Genomic DNA, 16,672 nt, shown 5'->3' with positions numbered 1-16,672 from the left:
ATTGTGGCGGTTGAAAGGCAGATAGGGCCGCTCTATTTCCGCTGAGACGCCTGCGGCCATATGCCCCCTTCGCCGCTTGCGTGCATTCCTTGATCGCTCCCGAGGACTCGGGAGCCTTATGCATTTCAGTTGGAGACCGGCCCTTATGGCGATCGTCTTAACGTCCATTCTTTTTGCCCTCATCGGATTGGCACTTGGCGGAGGCGGGCTATGGCTTGTCATCCTCGGTGGTAATTTCTTCTATCTTTTCGCCGGCATCATGTTCCTGCTGACGGCGTTCCTGCTCCTGAAGCGCAAGGCGTCGGCCCTTTGGGTCTATGCGGCGCTGATCGTCGTTTCGCTCATCTGGGCGATCAACGAAGTCGGCTTCGACTGGTGGCAGCTCGGACCGCGCGGCGGCCTGATCATCCTGCTCGGCCTCTGGTTGCTGACGCCGTGGATCCGCCGCCCGCTGGGCTTCTCCGGCACCACCGGCACGGCCTATGCCGCCAGTCCGTGGCCGCTGGCCGTCCCGGTTCTCGCGGCAATCGTGATCGCCGGCTACTCGATGACCACGAGCCCGCATGACCAGAACGGCAGCCTGCCGACGGCCATCACCGGCACCACCACATTCGGCGGCACCGTCACCGACGGCGAGTGGCACCAGTATGGCCGCACACCGTTCGGCCAGCGTTATTCGCCGCTCGAGCAGATCAATGTCAGCAACGCCAAAGACCTGAAAGAGGCCTGGCGCTACCAGACAGGCGACGTGAAGCGCCCTGACGACGTCGGCGAGACGACCTATCAGGTCACCCCGCTGAAGGTCGGCGATACGCTCTATGTTTGCACGCCGCACAACCTGGCCATCGCGCTCGACGCGAAGACCGGCAAGGAAAAGTGGAAGTTCGACGCCAACTCCGGCATGAACCCTGATCGCCAGCACCAGACGTGCCGCGGCGTCACCTACTTCCACGACACGGCAGCCGCTGCCGGCGCACCTTGCGTCGATCGCGTCTACCTGCCGACCGCAGACGCCCGCCTGATCGCGCTCGACGCGGCAGACGGCAAGGTTTGCACGAGCTTTGCCGACCAGGGCACGCTTCACCTCGAAAAGGGCATGAAGTACAATCCGGCCGGCTACTACTATTCGACCTCGCCACCGGTGGCGATCGACGGCAAGCTGATCATCGGCGGCGCCGTCAACGACAACTACTCGACCCAGGAACCGTCGGGCGTCATCCGCGCTTTCGACATCCACACCGGCGCGCTGGTCTGGAACTGGGATTCGGGCAACCCCGACGTTACGACGCCGCTGCCTGAAGGCCAGACCTACACGACGAACTCGCCGAACAGCTGGTCGGTTCTCAGCGCCGACGAAGGTCTCGGCCTGATCTACGTGCCGCTCGGCAACATGGTTCCCGACCAGCTCGGCATGGGCCGCAGCGCCAACGTCGAGAAGTTCTCGTCGTCGATCGTTGCGCTCGACATGAAGACCGGACAGATGAAGTGGGTCCAGCAGACCGTGCACCACGATCTCTGGGACATGGACGTACCGGCCCAGCCCGTTCTCTTCGACATGAAGAAGGCTGACGGCACGGTTGTTCCGGCTCTGGTCGGGCCGACCAAGCAGGGCGACATCTACGTGCTCGACCGCCGCACCGGCGAGGCGATCATCCCGTTCAAGGAAATCCCTGCTCCCGGTGGCACGATCCCTGAAGATCATGCCTCGCCGACGCAGCCGATCTCCGACCTGACCTTCTCGCCGCCGCCGCTGCAGGAGAAGGACATGTGGGGCGTATCGCTGTTCGACCAGCTGGCATGCCGCATCGAGTTCCACCAGTACAAGTACGAAGGCCGCTACACGCCTCCGTCGCTGCAGGGCTCGATCATCTATCCTGGCAACTTCGGCACGTTCAACTGGGGCAGCGTCGCGGTTGATCCGGAACGCCAGATCATGTTCGGCATGCCGACCTACCTCGCCTTCACCTCGCGCCTCGTTCCTGCTGCCGACATTCCGGCCAAGGGCCAGGGCGAAAAGGGCAGCGAGCAGGGCCTGAACCGCAATGACGGCGCGCCTTACGGCGTGGTGATGGGACCATTCCTCGGCCCGCTCGGCATTCCTTGCCAGGCTCCGCCATGGGGTTATGTTTCCGGCGTAGACCTGACGACCGGCAAGATCGCCTACAAGCTGAAGAACGGCACTGTCGAGGACATGAGCCCTGTGCCACTGCCCTTCAAGCTCGGCGTTCCCGGCATCGGTGGCCCGATGCTGACCAAGGGCGGCGTTGCCTTCCTCGGTGCTGCCGTCGACAACTACGTGCGTGCCTATGACGTGACCGACGGCAAGCAGCTGTGGCAGGCCCGCCTGCCGGCTGGTGGCCAGTCGACGCCGATGACCTACACGACATCAGATGACAAGCAGTATGTCGTCATCGTTGCCGGTGGCCACGGTTCTGTCGGCACCAAGCCAGGCGACTACGTGATCGCCTACACGCTGCCTTGACCGGCTAGACACCGACACTCGAGATGGCCGCCTCCGGGCGGCCATTTTCGTTTTCGGGGGGATGAGGTGGCCAGGCTATGCTGCCCTCTCCGCCCATGTATGCGCATCATTCACCGTGCCGATGCGCGTTGCTGGTTTGCCGCCACAAAAGCGCGAATGAAGGGTAGTCGGCGGCTATCGCCACAGTCCGAAAACGCTCAGAGATTGATTCAACGAGATGCGAAGGAGATTCATGTTTTCTCCTTATCCGCTTGATATTTATATCAGTATTTATCGGCCAACGCACCAGAACGGTCCATCATGCGGATTTGATATCCGTCTGTGGAAAATCGTTACCTTATACAGAAGGGGCATGCCGGCATGCTTGGCGCAGGCATAGGCGAAACAATCACCGAAATTCAATGCCGCGGGGTGACGCGACTTGCCGTAACGATCATAGGCATCGATTGCCAGACCGCGCGTTTCTACCGGGACGGCAATGACCCTGATACCCATTTCAATGAGAAATTGCTCGACCGCCTCATCGGCTACCCCGATCGGCAACCCGAGCTCGCGTGAAACGGCCACGACCGTTTCCCACACGGCCATGGGCGATGTGACCCTCTGCTGGTACTGTTGCATCCGCGCAAGCAACTCGTGTGCATCGCGTTCATCAATCAGCATCGAGGTCAAAGCAGATGCATCGGCAAACATCGCTCAGTCCCCGTAGAGACTATCGATGAAAGCTTTGTCTGCGACCGCAGCTCGGCTCTTGTCGGCGCGGGCCCGCAGCGCGCGACCGAAGGCAAGTCCACGCTCGACCAGCGATTCTGGACCCTGCTCCCGTTCAAGTTCGTTGAGCAGAGCTTGCCTGACCACTTCCGTCTTGGTCTGATTTCGCAACGTGGCGAGCTTTTCTGCAAGTTTGTCAACGTCATCGTTCTTGACATAGAGCGGCATACAAGATCCCTCCGTTATATCCCAATATAGTCGAGGGATATCCCGCGAGCAATGCCGCCTTCAGCAGCCTTTGCTCACACCATCTCGGCAACGATCCGCCCGACTTCCCCGAAGACCGGGTTGATCTCAGCGGTCGGCACCGTGGCGTCGGCGACATAGACGGCGATCAGGATCGGGCCGTGGCCGGGAGGCCAGGCGATGGCGATGTCGGCGGCGGCGCCGCTCTTGCCGGTGCCGGTCTTGTCGCCGATCTTCCAGCTGTCAGGCAGACCGGTGCGCAGGCGCTCGTTGCCGGTGGTGTTGGCGACCATCCATTCGACCAGCCTGTTCTGCGAGGGTTCCGACAGCACCGATCCGAGCGTCAGGTTGCCGAGCGTGTCGAGCATGGCATCGGGCGTGGTGGTGTCGCGCGGATCATCCTTCCTGGCTTCGTTGACGTCGGGCTCGATGCGGTCGAGACGGGTGGAGCCGTCGCCCAGCGTGCGCAGCCAGTTGGTCAGTTCCTTGGGACCGCCGAGGCTTTCGAGCAGCAGATTGGCGGCGGTGTTGTCGCTCTGGGTGATCGCCGCCTTGCAGAGCTCGCCGACGCTCATTCCCTCGCCGGCGACATGCTTTTCGGTCTCCGGCGAATAACCGACGATCTGGCTCCTGTCGTAGACGATACGGCGCTCAAGGTTCTCCTCGCCCTTGTCGACCCGCACCAGCACCATGGCGGCGGCCAGCACCTTGAAGGTGCTGAACATCGGAAAGCTCTCGGTCTCGCGATAGCCGAAGGAGATGTTGGTCTGGGTATCGATCACCGAAACGCCGATGCGGCCGCCGATCTGCTTTTCCAATGCGCCGATCCGCCGGTCGATCTCGTCGTCGCTATCGGCAGCGCGGGTGATGCCCGGCAGCAACAGCGCCGGGGCCAGCAGTGCGGAGCCGAGAAGCGTACGGCGGCGGATTGAAAAGCGTTGCATGGAAACCTCTGTCTGAATCAGTCGCCTACACAGCTAGAGCGAGATTGTGGCTCGCTTGCGTCGCCTGTGCGCTTGTCAGGCAGGGCGCTTGACAAGCGGTGCATTTGGGACGATGTATCTCGCCATGATCAAGAACGCGCGCATCACCAGCTCGTATTTTTGGCTGTACCTGTAAAGGGCGGCTGGACAGATCTTATTGTCAACAAGCCGCCGTCAGGCGGCTTTGTTGTTTTCAAGCGTCCTGACGGCAGAACACCAAACAAGCCTCGCAAGGACGTGACAGATATGACCGACATAGACGACAGTGAAATCTCGTTGATCCGCCCGCCGGTGATCAACATCCGCGCCGCCAAGCCGCGCGACCTGCCCGAACTCAACGAGATGATCGCGCTGCTCGCCAGGCATCACGGCGATGCATCCGGCTCGACGCCCGAACAGCTGGAGCGCGACCTGTTCGGCCCCCTTCCCTGGATTTCGGCGCTGGTTGCCGAGACGGAAACCGGCCTGATCGGCTACGCCATCCTGGTGCCGCTCTACCGCGCCCAGAAAGGCGCACGCGGCATGGACCTGCATCATCTCTTCGTGCGTGACGGTCATCGCGGCCACGGCGTCGGCCAGCATCTCGTCAACCGCGCGCGCGATACTGCCCGCAGCGCCGGGTGCGGCTACCTCTCGGTGAGTGCCGCGACCGGCAATGTGCAGGCGCATCGTTTCTATGAAAACATGGATTTTACCGCCCGCCCGGTCACCGGCATGCGCTATATGCAGGCGCTGGCATAGGCGGCATCCGCCGCCTCGCCTCACGCACGGGAGACAGTCTCCCGCTTGCTGCCCATCAGACCGCTACGCGGCTCAGCGCAGCACCGGCTCGCCGTGGAAGCGGCGACGCGAGGGTTTTGAAACGCCGAAGCCGACCTCCATCATCAGCCGGGGCTTTTCGGTGGCGACGGTGCCCATGTGGAAGCCGAAGGGGTCCTCGACAAAGCCGGACCCAGCCTTGCCGGTCAGGGTGATCGGGCTGTCCTTGCCGTAGTAATCGACGATCTCGTCGGCCGGGTGGCCGACCAGCAGCGTCAGCTGGTGCTTCATGCGGCGCTTGTTGTGGCTGCCGCGGACATAGACATGCGGGCCGGTGCCGGCATCGACATCCACCAGATAGAAGAAGAACTTGATCATCCGCCAGTCGTCGAGATCGAAGTGGTACTTGTCGAGCGAGGCAAGGCTGCGGTCGGCTTCGCTGGCCCTGGTCGGGAAGCTCCACCATGTCCGGGTGGTGATCAGCTGCGCCTGGGCGCCGAGGTAGCGCCTGGCGATCTCCGAGAGCAGCGGATCGCGCTGGACGGCGAGCACGGCCGGGCAATCGAGTGCCCGTTCGAAGTGGTGGCCGCTCAAAATCGGCCGGCCGAGCCAATCCTCGGTGGCCCGGTGATCGGACGCCATGAACTCGACCTTGCGGTCGAAATTGCCGAAGCACGGGGTTTCGTGGGCGAAGGCCGATATTTCCTCGGTGACGGCATCAGGCAGCTGAAGATCGGCAAAAATGCCGTCGCGCTTCAACGCAACGACCGCGGCGTCCGCATCCACACCGTCGAACATCGACGGCAGGCCTGCGATCGACCCGTTGCTGGCCTTTGCCGTCAGCCAGTGGGCCCGGCGGCCGGGAATGGTGCGGGCGAGCAGGAACATCGGCAGCCAGGCGGGATTCTCGCGGATGTCGGCCATATAGGTTGGGATACGCACCGCCATGCGCCTGAGCTTGCCACCCTTTCGGGCGATCGCTTCAAGATCATTGGCTGGGGTGACTGATGAGCTGTGCATGCAGCGGCCTTTCGGAAGACGTTGGTTGATCGTCGTTCGGCAACGGCAAAGCCACTGCGGGGCATTCAGTTCGTCAGCGCCAATTGGAATGCTGCAATGCGGCGGTTTTGAGGTTCGCCCGGAATCAATGGGCCGGAACTGCCTTCAGATAGGCGGCAATTGCCTCCAGATCAGCCTTTGGCAGGTGTGCGATGTTCCGCTGCACCTCGGTCATAGAACCGCCGGCAGAATCGAAATCCGGGGTGAAGCCGGTTTCGAGGTAGTTGGCGATATCGGCCTCGCTCCATCCACCGATGGCCTTGGAGCCCGGCGTAATGTTGGGAATGGTGCCCTCGCCTTCCGGGTTCGGCGCGCCTGCGAGCCACAGGCCCGGCTTGAAGCCGCCGAGCGCATCGCGCGGGGTGTGGCACTCGCCGCAGTGGCCGGGGCCTTCGACCAGATACTGGCCGCGGGTGAGCTTGTCGTCGGCATTGGCAAGGACGACGCGGGGGCTATCGTTGAAATAGAGGAACTTCCAGCCGCCGAGTGCCAACCGGATATTGAACGGGAACGGCAGTTCGTGCGGCGGGGCGACATTCGTGCTCTTCGGCAGCGTTTTCATAAAGGCGAAGAGATCGTTGACGTCCTTGTCGCTCATGCGCGCGTAGGAACCATAGGGAAACGACGGGTAGAGGTGGGCACCGTTGGGAGCAACACCGCGCTTCATGGCGTTGCCGAACTGAGCCAGCGTCCAGCCGCCGATACCGGCGGTGCCGTCCGGCGAGATGTTGGGGACGTGGAAGGTGCCGAACGGGCTTTTCAGCGCCAGCCCGCCCGATAGCGTCAGCCTGGCATCGCCTTCAGACCCGGGAGCCGCATGACAGCTGACGCAGCCACCGGCCCAGAACACCATCTCGCCATTCTTGACGTCCGGCACACCGAGGTCCGCCCAGTGGCTTTCCGGCAGCGGATTGGGGGCTGTTATCAGGTAGAACGCGCCACCGCCGATGACGATGACGCCGACAAGACAGAGAATGAACCTGATAAACCGCCGAACCATGCACCGCTCTCCCCTTGCCGCTGATGCATAAAGACATCAGGCAATTAGACATAAAGCGATCCGCCGCGCCGGCAAGGCTGCAGCGGATCGCGATTGAGAACATGGAGAGCGGCTATTCCTTCTTGACCCGGTATATCTGATGACAGCCGCCGCAATTGGCGCCCAATACCTTCAGGCCGGCGCCAACGCCTGCCGCATCGGCCGGAAGCTGGGCCAGCAGCGTGTCGGCATCGGTGCCGAGCTTGGCGGAGCGCGCCTTGAAGTCATCCATGTTTTCCCAGATCTTCGGGCTGGCCTCGGAATCGGCCGAGGCATTTTCCGTGCCCGGCTTGAACTGGTCAGGGAAGGCCTTGGCGGTCTCGGAAATGGTCATCAACGCCGCCTTGATGGCTTCGGCGTCGTAGGGTTTTTCACCCTTGGCGATGCCGGCCAAGGCACCGGTGGCGCCGCCGATCTTCTTCATCATGGCAACGCGACCATCATGCGTTCCCTCACCGGCCGCATAGACGGACGTGACCCCCATGCCGACAACCAGAACGACTGCGGCGATTGCTTTCAGTCTCATATCCTCACTCCTCTTCGATACCGAGATCTTCGAAGCCCGGCGCTTCGTTCTTACCCTAGCATGATGGCAAATTAATCTCGGGCAAGAAGTAACAAGTCGGTGAGAGCGTAATCATTTCAGGAATCTACGCAAATTGACGATTGCCGCATCCGGCCGGCGCATGCCAGCCGCGCCATGCGGTCGGGAGCGATGATCTGTTACTCACAGACCAACGACATCGTCGCCTTGTGCGATTTGCGGCAGGCAAACCGCAATTCTCACCGCGACAGGGTCGAAGGCTGCGAGATGGATGGGGCAGTTTCAGGGGTGAAGGCGACGGGCTGAGAGATCTGTGGACGGCGGGCTGCGTCGAGAATGGCCCAACTGGTGGCTCGATAAACAGCCGACGGGTGTTATGACGCCCTACTTAAACCAGACGCCCACCACACCTATCCAACACGCATTGCTTCTGGCAGAATAAGATCATATTCCTAGTATGGTGGACAGACGACATGCGCGTCAGGCATCTTATTTTGCGCCGGAAGACAATTACTCTCGATACTGATTGGCGAGAGGATCCATTGCCTCCAAGATTTTCGGGCGTCTATCCGAAGACCAGACCGGCAAAGCCAGACTGGAAATGGAGAAGCGCGCAGGCGCATTGCGCGGATCATGAGTATATTCTCCTATGTGAAGTGAACGAAATGAAGGATAACTGGCGCGCTTGGCTCGTAAAAAAGTCACTGGAAGCGGGATCGATCGTCAGCCGCTACGAGTTTCATGGAAGCCACCCCGGCATTCATGTCCATGCAGACTGTGGTCGTGGCGGCGTTGAGTTCGGCCCAACCAGTATTAAGGTTCCATTGCGCATTCCGGCTTTAGGCTCAGAGCGGGCACGTCCCTTGCCGACCCGCCCGGATCTGTTTTGGGACACAGCACGTCGACACTTCAGAATGGATTACACTAAGGGGAGTTTGCTGTGAGCGACATTGCAACCGTCAAGGACTCGCTACATCGCTCTTTCAGCGAGGCAATAACTGTGCGCCCAGTGGCCGCGGGTTTAGCAATTCGCTCCCCGTTTTTCGACGGCAGCGGAGACCATATCGCTTTTTATGCACGAGACACCGATAGTGGTGTTGTTCTGGAAGACGATGGCGATTATCTGCCGCACCTCATTGCCTCGGGGATTGATATTGAGACCGGGCAACGCAGGCAGCTTCTGGATAGCCTGCTTGCCGACTCCGGTGCGTACTGGGACACTGAGACATTTGAAATCCGCTCGCAAGCGGTGCCAGTCGATCGCATCGGCGTTGCCAGTGTTCGGTTCCTTTCTGCACTGCTCAGAATTCGGATTTTGGAATCGCTGACCAAGGAGACCATACGTTCGTCGTTCAAGGAGGACGCCACCTCCGCGATTGAAAAATCACTGGCCGACATGTTCGAAATTTCCGAACACAAAGCCTTGACGAATGAGCTTTCAGAGTTTCCTGCCGACATCGTACTCAAGCCGCGTCACGCGGGAATGCATACGATCGGGCTCTTTCTGGTCAACAGTTCCACGCAGTTTCTGGAGGCGGAACTCCTGCACACTGAGATCGACCGTCGTCAGCAAGAGCATTTTTTCAAGACGGTGGCGCTCATCGAGGACACCAAAAAGCTAACGGTGATCGGCGAACGCCGCTACCAGCGTGCGGTCAACCGAGGTCTGAATACGCGTTTCTTTCGAGAGGATGAAATTCAAGCGATAGCTGGCCTTCGCAAGGTTGCGGCCTAAATCGCCAGCACCCTGTCCTCCTCGCGCCCGAAGCCGCGGATTTCGATGCGGTCGTTGTAGACATCGGCGATGGCGAAGGCGTTTTCGCTTTGCGTATCGACCATGCCCTTGAAGTTGACGAAGTGGCAGGTGCCGACCATGCCGTAGTTGCCGACGTGGTTGTGGCCGTTGAAATAGGCGGCGACGTGGGGCGCGTTGGAGAGCAGGTGGATGATCTTTTCGCGATCCCAGCAATCGTGCTGGTTGGGCGGAAAGACCGGGTAGTGGTTCATGACGATGACGCGCTCGCCTTCGCTGGCGGCGGCCTCGATCTGCTTTTCCAGCCAGGCGAACTGCTCGTCGCTCATCATCGCGTTCCAGGCATTGGCGTTGACGGCGCCGGCGGCCTGCAGTTCGGCAAGCCTGGCTGCGGCAAGATCGCGATGCGGATGGCCGACAGGCGGGGCGAAGGTGCTGACCTCGTTGCCATCGAGCACGATCAGGCGCCAGCCGTGCTTGGCGAGGCTGAAATAGGGTGCCGGCATGCCGAGGCGGGCGGAGACGTCGGCCAGGTGCTCGGGCGCGACGGCAAAATCGTGATTGCCGAGCAGGAGGAAATTCGCGTGCTTCAAGGCGTCATACACCGGCAGGATATCGTCGAAGCTTTTGAAATCGCGGTCGATGATGTCGCCGAGCGTCATGACGAAGCTCAGATCTTCGGCATTGAACACCTCGATCGCCTCGGCCAGCTTGGCGCGGCTGTTGGCGTAGTAGCGGTCCATATCGGTGCGCGGCGCGATCGCGGCATATTGCGGGTCTGCGACGATGCCGAAGCGGAACAGCGGGCGGTCGGAAATTTGCGTCTCGGAAATTTGCGTCATGGCGCTGCCTTAGGAGCGGTCGGTGACAAGGGTGTGACAACAGGATGAGGGTTGGAGAGGCATGGTGCAAGTGCCCCCATCATCCGGCCTCCGCTGCGCTCGGCCACCCTCTCCCCTGGGGGAGAGGAGATCTCCCCAGGGGGAGAGGAGAATCACAGGCACCGCAAACGAAAACACCCGGCGCATCGCTGCGCCGGGTGTTCAAAATCAGTGTCGCTGACACTGCTTACTTGGCAGCGGCTTCGTAGCGCTCCAGGACGTAATCCCAGTTGATCAGGCTGTCGACGAAGGCTTCGAGGTACTTCGGACGGGCGTTACGGTAGTCGATGTAATAGGAGTGTTCCCAGACATCGACGCCGAGGATCGGGGTGGCGCCGTGAACCAGCGGGTTTTCGCCGTTCGGGGTCTTGGAGATCTCGAGCTTGCCGTTCTTGACGGACACCCAGGCCCAGCCGGAGCCGAACTGGGTGGTGCCGGCAGCGACGAAATCGGCCTTGAACTTGTCATAGCCGCCGAGATCGGAATTGAAGGCTGTTTCGAGCTTGGAAGGCAGCTTGTTGCCGCCGCCGCCCTTTTTCATCCACTTCCAGAAATGGACGTGGTTGTAATGCTGGGCAGCATTGTTGAAGAGGCCGGCATTGGTGCCGAACGACTTCTTGACGACCTCTTCGAGCGAAAGATCAGCAAGACCGGCTTCCGCCGCGAGCTTGTTGCCGTTGTCGACATAAGCCTTGTGGTGCTTGTCGTGGTGGAACTCCAGGGTTTCCTTCGACATGAAAGGCGTCAGCGCTTCGTAGTCGTAGGGAAGTTCAGGCAATTCAAAAGCCATTGTAGTCTCCTCTTGGCAATAGTTTGCGTAATCGGCAGGTGAGGCGGAACATAGGAGCGCAAGTGGGGAGTGGCAACCTGCGAAATGTCAAAAAAGACCGGTGCAGAGGAAAATTTGACCGCGCTAAGGGATTGGCAGGCAAGGCGCAAATCACCGATGATGGTTGCACATTCCAGCTCGGGAATGTGGAGGCGCGCATGCAAAGGCATTCCATCCGCCATATCCTCGTCGTCACGGCATTCTGCATGGCGTCGGCTGCGCAGGCATCGTCCGGCGATGCCTGGAAGGACTTCGCCAACGAGGTGCAGGGAAAGTGCGAAATTGCAGCGCGTGACCAGATCGAATTCCCGCATGCGGTGGTCGATCCGTTCGGCAGCGAGCATTTCGGCATGGCGCTGGTGACCGGCAAGCCGAAGGGCGCCAACGGCTTCGTCAGCTATTTCTGCGTCTACGACAAGACCACCAATCGCGTGGAACTGGGCACGGAACTGGAAACCGAGCGGATGGGCATCCTGCCGGACGAGTGAAACTCGGCCACATCCCTTTGCCCCACCGGACAAAGACTGCGTGACAGCGCCGGGCAGCATCGCCCAAGGCCTTGCTTTTGCCGGTATTTTAATGGTTTCTTAAGGCGTATCGGGCCGGAGGAACATTATGGCGCTTGGCGCAACGCACCGCTTGCAGGACGGCATCGATGCCGTCGAGACCATGACGCGCTTTGCGCTCGCCGTGCTGGCGCTGGCATCCGGCGTCTACACCTATCTCGGGGTGCGCAGCATTCTCGACGGCTCGGCGACTGCCGTGTTTTTCGCGGCGCTGATCTATGCCAGTGCCGTTTCGGTGGCGATCTATGCGTTCTGGACCTACATGGCGCGGTTTTATCCGCATGTGACCAGCGTTGGCGGGCGGGCGGCGATGCTTGGCGTCATGGCGCTCGGCTGCGCGATGATCATCGCCATGTCGAGCTGGCTGAATGCGGCGGCCCTTGCCGGATCGGCGGCACTGGAGCAGCACCTGGCCGAAACGCTGGAGGGCTATACCGGTGATCTCGACCAGGCGCACCAGAATGCGCTGGCCGCCCAGAGCCTGCTTCCGGATATCCAGCGCACCCAGGAGCGCTTCCAGCGCCTCGCCGACCAGGAGCGCGAGACCGGCGCGCTGACGGGCACGACAGGCGCCGGCAGCGTCGTGCAGCTGCTGTCGCAGATGGCCTCGCAGCTGACGGAGCTCGAAAACGGCATCAATGCCTCGCGCGAGCGGGTGACCACATTGTTCGACGAGGGGCGCAAGCATCTGGAGACGATGCGGACGCTGGTCTCCGCCCCCGGCGCCATCGCGCCGCGCGCCGACCAGTTTTCGGCCGAGGTGGTCGGTCTCTCGGGCGTCATCACCTCGCTGGAACAGACCTCGATCGCGCCTTCGGTGAAGCGCGCCGCCGAGGACCTGTCGCTCGGCTTCATCGCCCCCGTCGCCGATGGCCGCGAGGCAGCGCTTGCCAACCGGCAGGACCAGGTGATGGAGACGATCCGCTCCTCGGTTGCGGCGCAATCGAAGGTGCTGTCGCAGGCGGCCGACGAGATTCTCTCCCGCCAGCCGGTGGCCGAGCGGCGGTTCGTGCCGCTGTCATCGGCCGAGGCGGTGCTGCGCTATGCCTCCGATTTCATTCCGAGCTGGGCCGGCGCGATCTCGATCGACCTGTTGCCCGCCGTGCTGATCTTCATGCTGTCGATCGTGCATTCGTCGCTCAGGAAACAGGAAGAGCGGCTGCCGTTTGCCGAGCGGATCACCGCTGCCGAACTGCTGCAGGCGCTGGAGGTGCAGCGGGCAATCCAGCGGCATGGCGTCGATCTGGAAACGGCGGTCGCAGTTGCGGCAGCCGAAGACGTCACGCCGGCCGATCAGTCCAACGTCGCCAGCTTCGATCTCTCGGGCAAGGGTCCGCGCAAGGGGCCGCCGGCATGAGAGTAGAAACGGCCGGGCGGCGGATCAGGGACTATGTGGTGTCGGCCGACGACGGCACGCTGATGCGCCACGCCTTCCATATCCTGCTCGCTGCTGCCGTGGTGTTCGTCATTATCGACTGGCGCGAGACCAGCAATGCCAGTGCCGATCTGCCTGTTTACGATCCGATGGCGCCGGATGCAGCCCCGGTATTGCCGCCTGCTCTGACCGAAGGCACGCCGCAGAACGCGCCGGCCGAGATCAGCACCGATCCCGACGAGCTGAAGAAGCCGATCCGCTTCGAACTGCAACAGGGCGGCGTGCTTCTGGCGCGCGGCACGATCGAGCCGGGTGCGGCAGCACGGTTTCAGAGCGAGATCGACCAGCGCGGCGAATATGTGAAGGTCGTTTCGCTCGATTCGCCCGGCGGTTCGGTCGGCGATGCGCTTGCGATGTCGAAGCTGATCCGCGAGCGCAAGCTCGGCACCGAGGTTGCGACCGGCGCGCTCTGCGCCTCCTCCTGCCCGATCGCCATGGCCGGCGGTGTCACCCGCTTGGCCGGCAAGGACGCGGTGATCGGCGTGCATCAGGTTTTCAACGGCAGCAAGGAAAAGATGACCGCCGAGCGCGCGATGTCGGAGGCGCAGCGCACCACCGCCGACGTGACCCGCCAGCTCGACAGCCTCGGCATCAAGCCGGGTCTCTGGCAACACGCGATGGAGACGGCGCCGGACCGGCTGTATTATCTGAGCGCCGACGAGATGAAGGAATTTGCGCTGACGACGCCGGTGGCCGTGGTTCCGGTGGCGGTGAAGAAGGGGAAGTAGGATAGGCGGCGTAGGGCGCTGCTATTTCTCGCCCAGAATTTCCAGCGCGGCATCGAAGATCGCCTGATCGACATGCCCTGCCCCGGGCGCGATTTTCAGATCGGTGTCGGCACCTATGCCGGGGGCAGCCTCCTAAATGCGCCTGGATAATCCAACACCATGCCGACGTCATCGACTTCGAGCTCCGCAGAAAATGAGGTCGATATACCTTCATAGAGAAATCGGGTTTCGGCCAATCTGGTGTATCTCTGCTTGACAGGTTCGACGCTCAATTCCGGCACGGACACATAGGCAACCTTGATTGTTTCGGTCTGCCCGGTTTTCAGCTTCAGCCGCCGAATTGGCAGAGTGTTGGTAAATGGCGTTGCGGCAATGTCCACATCGACGCAACCAGCCAAATTGCCGATCTCCGTGCCATCTCCGCGTACCCAACGACCTCGACCATCCGACCAGATATGCAGTGTTGCGCTATTGGCAATCTGAATACGGACTTCACGGACACGCCAATCCAAGTCCAAGTGCAGCTGATAACTCAAACCAAATTCATTCTCGTTCAGCTGTCCGATCACAACACCTTCGGCATGTATCCAGCTGGCATTCTCGAGAACCGAAAGATGCTCGATCCCAGCGCCGTTCCAATCGGTCCATCGCGCCACCCGCTTCAACGCCGTCATATGCACCACCCATTTCCCTTGGTCGTCAATACAGTCCTATCGCGGTCACCGGCTCTGGACGCCGCACATTGCTGATCAAGCAGCGTCTCAGAATTCCACAAGTTTGGACCTTGTGGTAGCCGCTTTCAAAGGTACGTTCGTCGGCAGCAGGCCCTCTTAGCCACAGTTTCCGCCCGAAACGGTTGATGCCTATGTCGGCTCGGACGGGCGCCACGTCACGGCCATGCAAAAAATCCGCGCTTGACTCCCGACCAACTAGTCGGTAGACAGCCTCCATGGCAACCGACACCTACACACGCATCCTCGACAGCGCCCAGGCGCTGATCGTCACCCGCGGCTACAACGCCTTCAGCTATGCCGACATCGCAGCCGAGGTCGGGGTCGGCAAGGCGACGATCCATCATCATTTTCCGGGCAAGGCCGATCTGGTGGTGGCCGTGCTCGGCCGCTATCGGCAACAGCTGGCGGATGGTCTGGCGGCGATGTCGGCGCATGAGCCGCGGGCCGACAAGCGGTTGCACGGCTATGTCGGATACTGGGAGCAGTGCATCCGCAGCAACGACGCGCCGTTCTGCATCGCCGCGCTACTGGCCGCCGAGCTCCCGAGCCTGCCGCCTGAGGTGGCGAGCGCCGTGAAGGCACATTTCGACGAGCTGAACGGCTGGATTGCCCGCTTTATCGAGGACGGCGTTCGCGCCGGCGAGCTGCAGAGCAGCGAAAACCCGGAGAAGAGCGCGCAGATGCTGATCGCCAGCGTGCATGGCGCAATGCTGGCGGCGCGCGTGGCCGGTGGCGACGTCGCGCTGTTTTCCAGCATTACCGCGCCGGCGATTCAACGGCTGACAGGCTAGATGCAATCGCCGAAATGACATTTTATCGCTCAACAAACCGACCAACTAGTCGGTCCATACAGGAGACATGACATGGCCAACCCGCTTTCGTTTCTCGGTGAGATCCACACCGCCGTCAGCCTCATCCCCGTCGTTGCAGGGCTCTACAGCTTCGTCAGATACCGGGCCATTCTCCCGGAAACCGGTGCCGGCAAGGCCTATCTCGGGTCGTTGGCGCTTTCCGTCGTCACGTCGTTCGGGCTGTCGTCCACCGGCGGCTTCAACCCCGGCCATGCGCTCGGCCTCATGACCCTGTTTGTCGCTGGCGTCTGTCTCGTCTTGCCAAAACTGCGTTTTCTCGGCCGGCTGATCCCCTATGTCAGGAATTTCGGCCTGTCGTTTACCTATTTCCTGCTCTGGGTGCCCGGCATCAACGAGACGCTGTCGCGACTGCCGCCATCGCACCCGATCGGCAATGGCCCGGATTCACCGCCGGTGCAGACGGCGCTGCTCGCCTGGGTCGTGCTGTTTGCAATCGGCAGCCTTTATCAGGGCTTCATGGTTTATCGCAGCCGGGCAGCCCGCGCCGCGCTGTGACGCGTCATTCGCTGCGGCCGAAATAGACCTCGACGGAAGCCAGCTTGTCGCCCTCGAAGCGGAGCGTTTCGATGTTGCGGAACGCGCCGCCATCGCGTTTCACCGCGCGGTAGCGCACCACCGCCTCGTCGCCCGACAGGCCGAGATACTCGATCTCCATCGCCGTGAACGGCGGCGGCTCCGGCCAGCAGCGCTGAAAATAGGTGTCCCGATCAATGCGGTCGTCCTGCGGGCTGGAGAAGGTGAAATCCGCCGTCAGCATGGCACCGACGATATCCCTGCGACCGTCGATATAGGCGGCGTAAAGCGCGCGGACGGTTTTGGCGCGGCGAGCGTTGGTGTCTTCGGTCATCGTTGCTCTCCTTAACAGCCGCGAGTGTCGCAAAGCAGATGGCGATTGCGGCGGCGCCTCGGCATTGGATCTGTGCAAAACTCCATGAAAATCAAGCTGATCTGCGCCGGAACACGACGTTCGGCACAATCCATGATTGCGGTCGATTTGTGTACGTGCCGCCAGGCATCCGATAGCCTTCCAGCGCCGGCTGATCAGCGGGCC

At 61.5% G+C, this 16,672-nt stretch carries 19 protein-coding genes; 9 read left to right on the top strand and 10 right to left on the bottom strand.

The window, feature by feature from the left end:
• Positions 1-145: 145 nt before the first annotated feature.
• The gene (locus GVL52_RS07315; protein WP_160005349.1) at positions 146-2,482 is read left to right on the top strand and encodes a glucose/quinate/shikimate family membrane-bound PQQ-dependent dehydrogenase; all 2,337 of its coding nucleotides are present in this window, start codon (positions 146-148) and stop codon (positions 2,480-2,482) included.
• Between the two features lie 270 nt (positions 2,483-2,752).
• Here the strand turns inward: GVL52_RS07315 and GVL52_RS07310 are convergent, their stop codons facing one another.
• From GVL52_RS07310 to bla, 3 genes are all read right to left on the bottom strand, one after another.
• Positions 2,753-3,175, bottom strand: a complete 423-nt coding sequence (locus GVL52_RS07310) for a type II toxin-antitoxin system VapC family toxin (protein WP_160005347.1) — start codon at positions 3,173-3,175, stop codon at positions 2,753-2,755.
• 3 nt (positions 3,176-3,178) lie between these two features.
• A complete protein-coding gene (locus GVL52_RS07305; RefSeq protein ID WP_160005345.1) occupies positions 3,179-3,421 on the bottom strand; it encodes a type II toxin-antitoxin system VapB family antitoxin in 243 nt (80 codons plus the stop codon).
• Positions 3,422-3,495: 74 nt separating this feature from the next.
• Positions 3,496-4,383 (bottom strand): class A beta-lactamase, encoded by an 888-nt coding sequence (gene bla, locus GVL52_RS07300; RefSeq protein WP_160005343.1) that lies wholly within the window; start codon positions 4,381-4,383, stop codon positions 3,496-3,498.
• Between the two features lie 285 nt (positions 4,384-4,668).
• Between bla and GVL52_RS07295 the strand changes: the two genes are divergently transcribed.
• Positions 4,669-5,163 (top strand): GNAT family N-acetyltransferase, encoded by a 495-nt coding sequence (locus tag GVL52_RS07295; RefSeq protein WP_160005341.1) that lies wholly within the window; start codon positions 4,669-4,671, stop codon positions 5,161-5,163.
• Positions 5,164-5,235: 72 nt separating this feature from the next.
• Here GVL52_RS07295 and GVL52_RS07290 read toward each other — a convergent pair whose 3' ends face one another.
• The 3 genes from GVL52_RS07290 to GVL52_RS07280 all read right to left on the bottom strand — a co-directional run bounded on the left by GVL52_RS07290 (position 5,236) and on the right by GVL52_RS07280 (position 7,805).
• Positions 5,236-6,201: a phytanoyl-CoA dioxygenase family protein gene (locus tag GVL52_RS07290; protein WP_160005339.1), complete on the bottom strand. Its 966-nt coding sequence runs from the start codon at positions 6,199-6,201 to the stop codon at positions 5,236-5,238.
• 124 nt (positions 6,202-6,325) lie between these two features.
• The gene (locus tag GVL52_RS07285; RefSeq protein WP_160005337.1) at positions 6,326-7,240 is read right to left on the bottom strand and encodes a cytochrome c; all 915 of its coding nucleotides are present in this window, start codon (positions 7,238-7,240) and stop codon (positions 6,326-6,328) included.
• A gap of 112 nt (positions 7,241-7,352) precedes the next feature.
• On the bottom strand, positions 7,353-7,805 hold the full coding sequence (locus tag GVL52_RS07280) for a cytochrome c (protein ID WP_160005335.1): 453 nt from the start codon (positions 7,803-7,805) through the stop codon (positions 7,353-7,355).
• Positions 7,806-8,296: 491 nt separating this feature from the next.
• On the opposite strand from GVL52_RS07280, the gene GVL52_RS07275 reads away from it, so the two are divergent.
• Both GVL52_RS07275 and GVL52_RS07270 read left to right on the top strand, forming a co-directional pair.
• Positions 8,297-8,767, top strand: coding sequence for a hypothetical protein (locus tag GVL52_RS07275; RefSeq protein ID WP_160005333.1), 471 nt, complete (start codon positions 8,297-8,299; stop codon positions 8,765-8,767).
• Entirely contained in the window at positions 8,764-9,558 is a 795-nt protein-coding gene (locus GVL52_RS07270) for a DUF1828 domain-containing protein (protein WP_160005331.1), read from the top strand. Before GVL52_RS07275 ends, GVL52_RS07270 begins: the two co-directional genes overlap by 4 nt.
• Here the strand turns inward: GVL52_RS07270 and GVL52_RS07265 are convergent.
• Positions 9,555-10,418 (bottom strand): metallophosphoesterase, encoded by an 864-nt coding sequence (locus tag GVL52_RS07265; protein WP_160005329.1) that lies wholly within the window; start codon positions 10,416-10,418, stop codon positions 9,555-9,557. The genes GVL52_RS07270 and GVL52_RS07265 overlap by 4 nt on opposite strands.
• A 226-nt stretch (positions 10,419-10,644) precedes the next feature.
• Positions 10,645-11,247, bottom strand: coding sequence for a superoxide dismutase (locus GVL52_RS07260; RefSeq protein WP_160005327.1), 603 nt, complete (start codon positions 11,245-11,247; stop codon positions 10,645-10,647).
• 197 nt (positions 11,248-11,444) lie between these two features.
• Here GVL52_RS07260 and GVL52_RS07255 point away from each other — a divergent pair, with 197 nt between their 5' ends.
• From GVL52_RS07255 to GVL52_RS07245, 3 genes are all read left to right on the top strand, one after another.
• On the top strand, positions 11,445-11,774 hold the full coding sequence (locus GVL52_RS07255) for a hypothetical protein (RefSeq protein ID WP_244619109.1): 330 nt from the start codon (positions 11,445-11,447) through the stop codon (positions 11,772-11,774).
• Positions 11,775-11,901: 127 nt separating this feature from the next.
• Entirely contained in the window at positions 11,902-13,209 is a 1,308-nt protein-coding gene (locus GVL52_RS07250) for a hypothetical protein (protein ID WP_160005325.1), read from the top strand.
• On the top strand, positions 13,206-14,015 hold the full coding sequence (locus GVL52_RS07245; protein WP_160005323.1) for an ATP-dependent Clp protease proteolytic subunit: 810 nt from the start codon (positions 13,206-13,208) through the stop codon (positions 14,013-14,015). Before GVL52_RS07250 ends, GVL52_RS07245 begins: the two co-directional genes overlap by 4 nt.
• Before the next feature lie 113 nt (positions 14,016-14,128).
• Here the strand turns inward: GVL52_RS07245 and GVL52_RS07240 are convergent, their stop codons facing one another.
• Positions 14,129-14,689 carry a putative glycolipid-binding domain-containing protein gene (locus tag GVL52_RS07240; protein ID WP_160005321.1) on the bottom strand — a complete coding sequence of 187 codons (561 nt, stop codon included), beginning with the start codon at positions 14,687-14,689 and terminating at the stop codon, positions 14,129-14,131.
• A gap of 275 nt (positions 14,690-14,964) precedes the next feature.
• On the opposite strand from GVL52_RS07240, the gene GVL52_RS07235 reads away from it, so the two are divergent.
• Both GVL52_RS07235 and GVL52_RS07230 read left to right on the top strand, forming a co-directional pair.
• Positions 14,965-15,540 carry a TetR/AcrR family transcriptional regulator gene (locus GVL52_RS07235; protein WP_160005319.1) on the top strand — a complete coding sequence of 192 codons (576 nt, stop codon included), beginning with the start codon at positions 14,965-14,967 and terminating at the stop codon, positions 15,538-15,540.
• A 72-nt stretch (positions 15,541-15,612) separates the two neighbouring features.
• Positions 15,613-16,116 carry a hypothetical protein gene (locus GVL52_RS07230; RefSeq protein WP_160005317.1) on the top strand — a complete coding sequence of 168 codons (504 nt, stop codon included), beginning with the start codon at positions 15,613-15,615 and terminating at the stop codon, positions 16,114-16,116.
• A gap of 4 nt (positions 16,117-16,120) precedes the next feature.
• Here the strand turns inward: GVL52_RS07230 and GVL52_RS07225 are convergent, their stop codons facing one another.
• The gene (locus GVL52_RS07225) at positions 16,121-16,468 is read right to left on the bottom strand and encodes a nuclear transport factor 2 family protein (RefSeq protein WP_160005315.1); all 348 of its coding nucleotides are present in this window, start codon (positions 16,466-16,468) and stop codon (positions 16,121-16,123) included.
• Between the last annotated feature and the right edge of the window lie 204 nt (positions 16,469-16,672).

Origin of the sequence: Rhizobium sp. 18055 (genome assembly GCF_902706285.1) — a bacterium.
GTDB lineage: Bacteria > Pseudomonadota > Alphaproteobacteria > Rhizobiales > Rhizobiaceae > Rhizobium.
Note: the sequence above shows the minus strand (reverse complement) of the source record. Positions and strands in the feature narration are given on the sequence as shown.

What these genes read in the sequence shown, in the direction of transcription:
- GVL52_RS07315 (WP_160005349.1), top strand. Translation starts at nt 146, where the DNA reads ATGGCGATCGTCTTAACGTCCATTCTTTTTGCCCTCATCGGATTGGCA.
- GVL52_RS07310 (WP_160005347.1), bottom strand. Translation starts at nt 3,175, where the DNA reads ATGTTTGCCGATGCATCTGCTTTGACCTCGATGCTGATTGATGAACGC.
- GVL52_RS07305 (WP_160005345.1), bottom strand. Translation starts at nt 3,421, where the DNA reads ATGCCGCTCTATGTCAAGAACGATGACGTTGACAAACTTGCAGAAAAG.
- bla (WP_160005343.1), bottom strand. Translation starts at nt 4,383, where the DNA reads ATGCAACGCTTTTCAATCCGCCGCCGTACGCTTCTCGGCTCCGCACTG.
- GVL52_RS07295 (WP_160005341.1), top strand. Translation starts at nt 4,669, where the DNA reads ATGACCGACATAGACGACAGTGAAATCTCGTTGATCCGCCCGCCGGTG.
- GVL52_RS07290 (WP_160005339.1), bottom strand. Translation starts at nt 6,201, where the DNA reads ATGCACAGCTCATCAGTCACCCCAGCCAATGATCTTGAAGCGATCGCC.
- GVL52_RS07285 (WP_160005337.1), bottom strand. Translation starts at nt 7,240, where the DNA reads ATGGTTCGGCGGTTTATCAGGTTCATTCTCTGTCTTGTCGGCGTCATC.
- GVL52_RS07280 (WP_160005335.1), bottom strand. Translation starts at nt 7,805, where the DNA reads ATGAGACTGAAAGCAATCGCCGCAGTCGTTCTGGTTGTCGGCATGGGG.
- GVL52_RS07275 (WP_160005333.1), top strand. Translation starts at nt 8,297, where the DNA reads ATGCGCGTCAGGCATCTTATTTTGCGCCGGAAGACAATTACTCTCGAT.
- GVL52_RS07265 (WP_160005329.1), bottom strand. Translation starts at nt 10,418, where the DNA reads ATGACGCAAATTTCCGAGACGCAAATTTCCGACCGCCCGCTGTTCCGC.
- GVL52_RS07260 (WP_160005327.1), bottom strand. Translation starts at nt 11,247, where the DNA reads ATGGCTTTTGAATTGCCTGAACTTCCCTACGACTACGAAGCGCTGACG.
- GVL52_RS07255 (WP_244619109.1), top strand. Translation starts at nt 11,445, where the DNA reads ATGCAAAGGCATTCCATCCGCCATATCCTCGTCGTCACGGCATTCTGC.
- GVL52_RS07250 (WP_160005325.1), top strand. Translation starts at nt 11,902, where the DNA reads ATGGCGCTTGGCGCAACGCACCGCTTGCAGGACGGCATCGATGCCGTC.
- GVL52_RS07245 (WP_160005323.1), top strand. Translation starts at nt 13,206, where the DNA reads ATGAGAGTAGAAACGGCCGGGCGGCGGATCAGGGACTATGTGGTGTCG.
- GVL52_RS07240 (WP_160005321.1), bottom strand. Translation starts at nt 14,689, where the DNA reads ATGACGGCGTTGAAGCGGGTGGCGCGATGGACCGATTGGAACGGCGCT.
- GVL52_RS07235 (WP_160005319.1), top strand. Translation starts at nt 14,965, where the DNA reads ATGGCAACCGACACCTACACACGCATCCTCGACAGCGCCCAGGCGCTG.
- GVL52_RS07230 (WP_160005317.1), top strand. Translation starts at nt 15,613, where the DNA reads ATGGCCAACCCGCTTTCGTTTCTCGGTGAGATCCACACCGCCGTCAGC.
- GVL52_RS07225 (WP_160005315.1), bottom strand. Translation starts at nt 16,468, where the DNA reads ATGACCGAAGACACCAACGCTCGCCGCGCCAAAACCGTCCGCGCGCTT.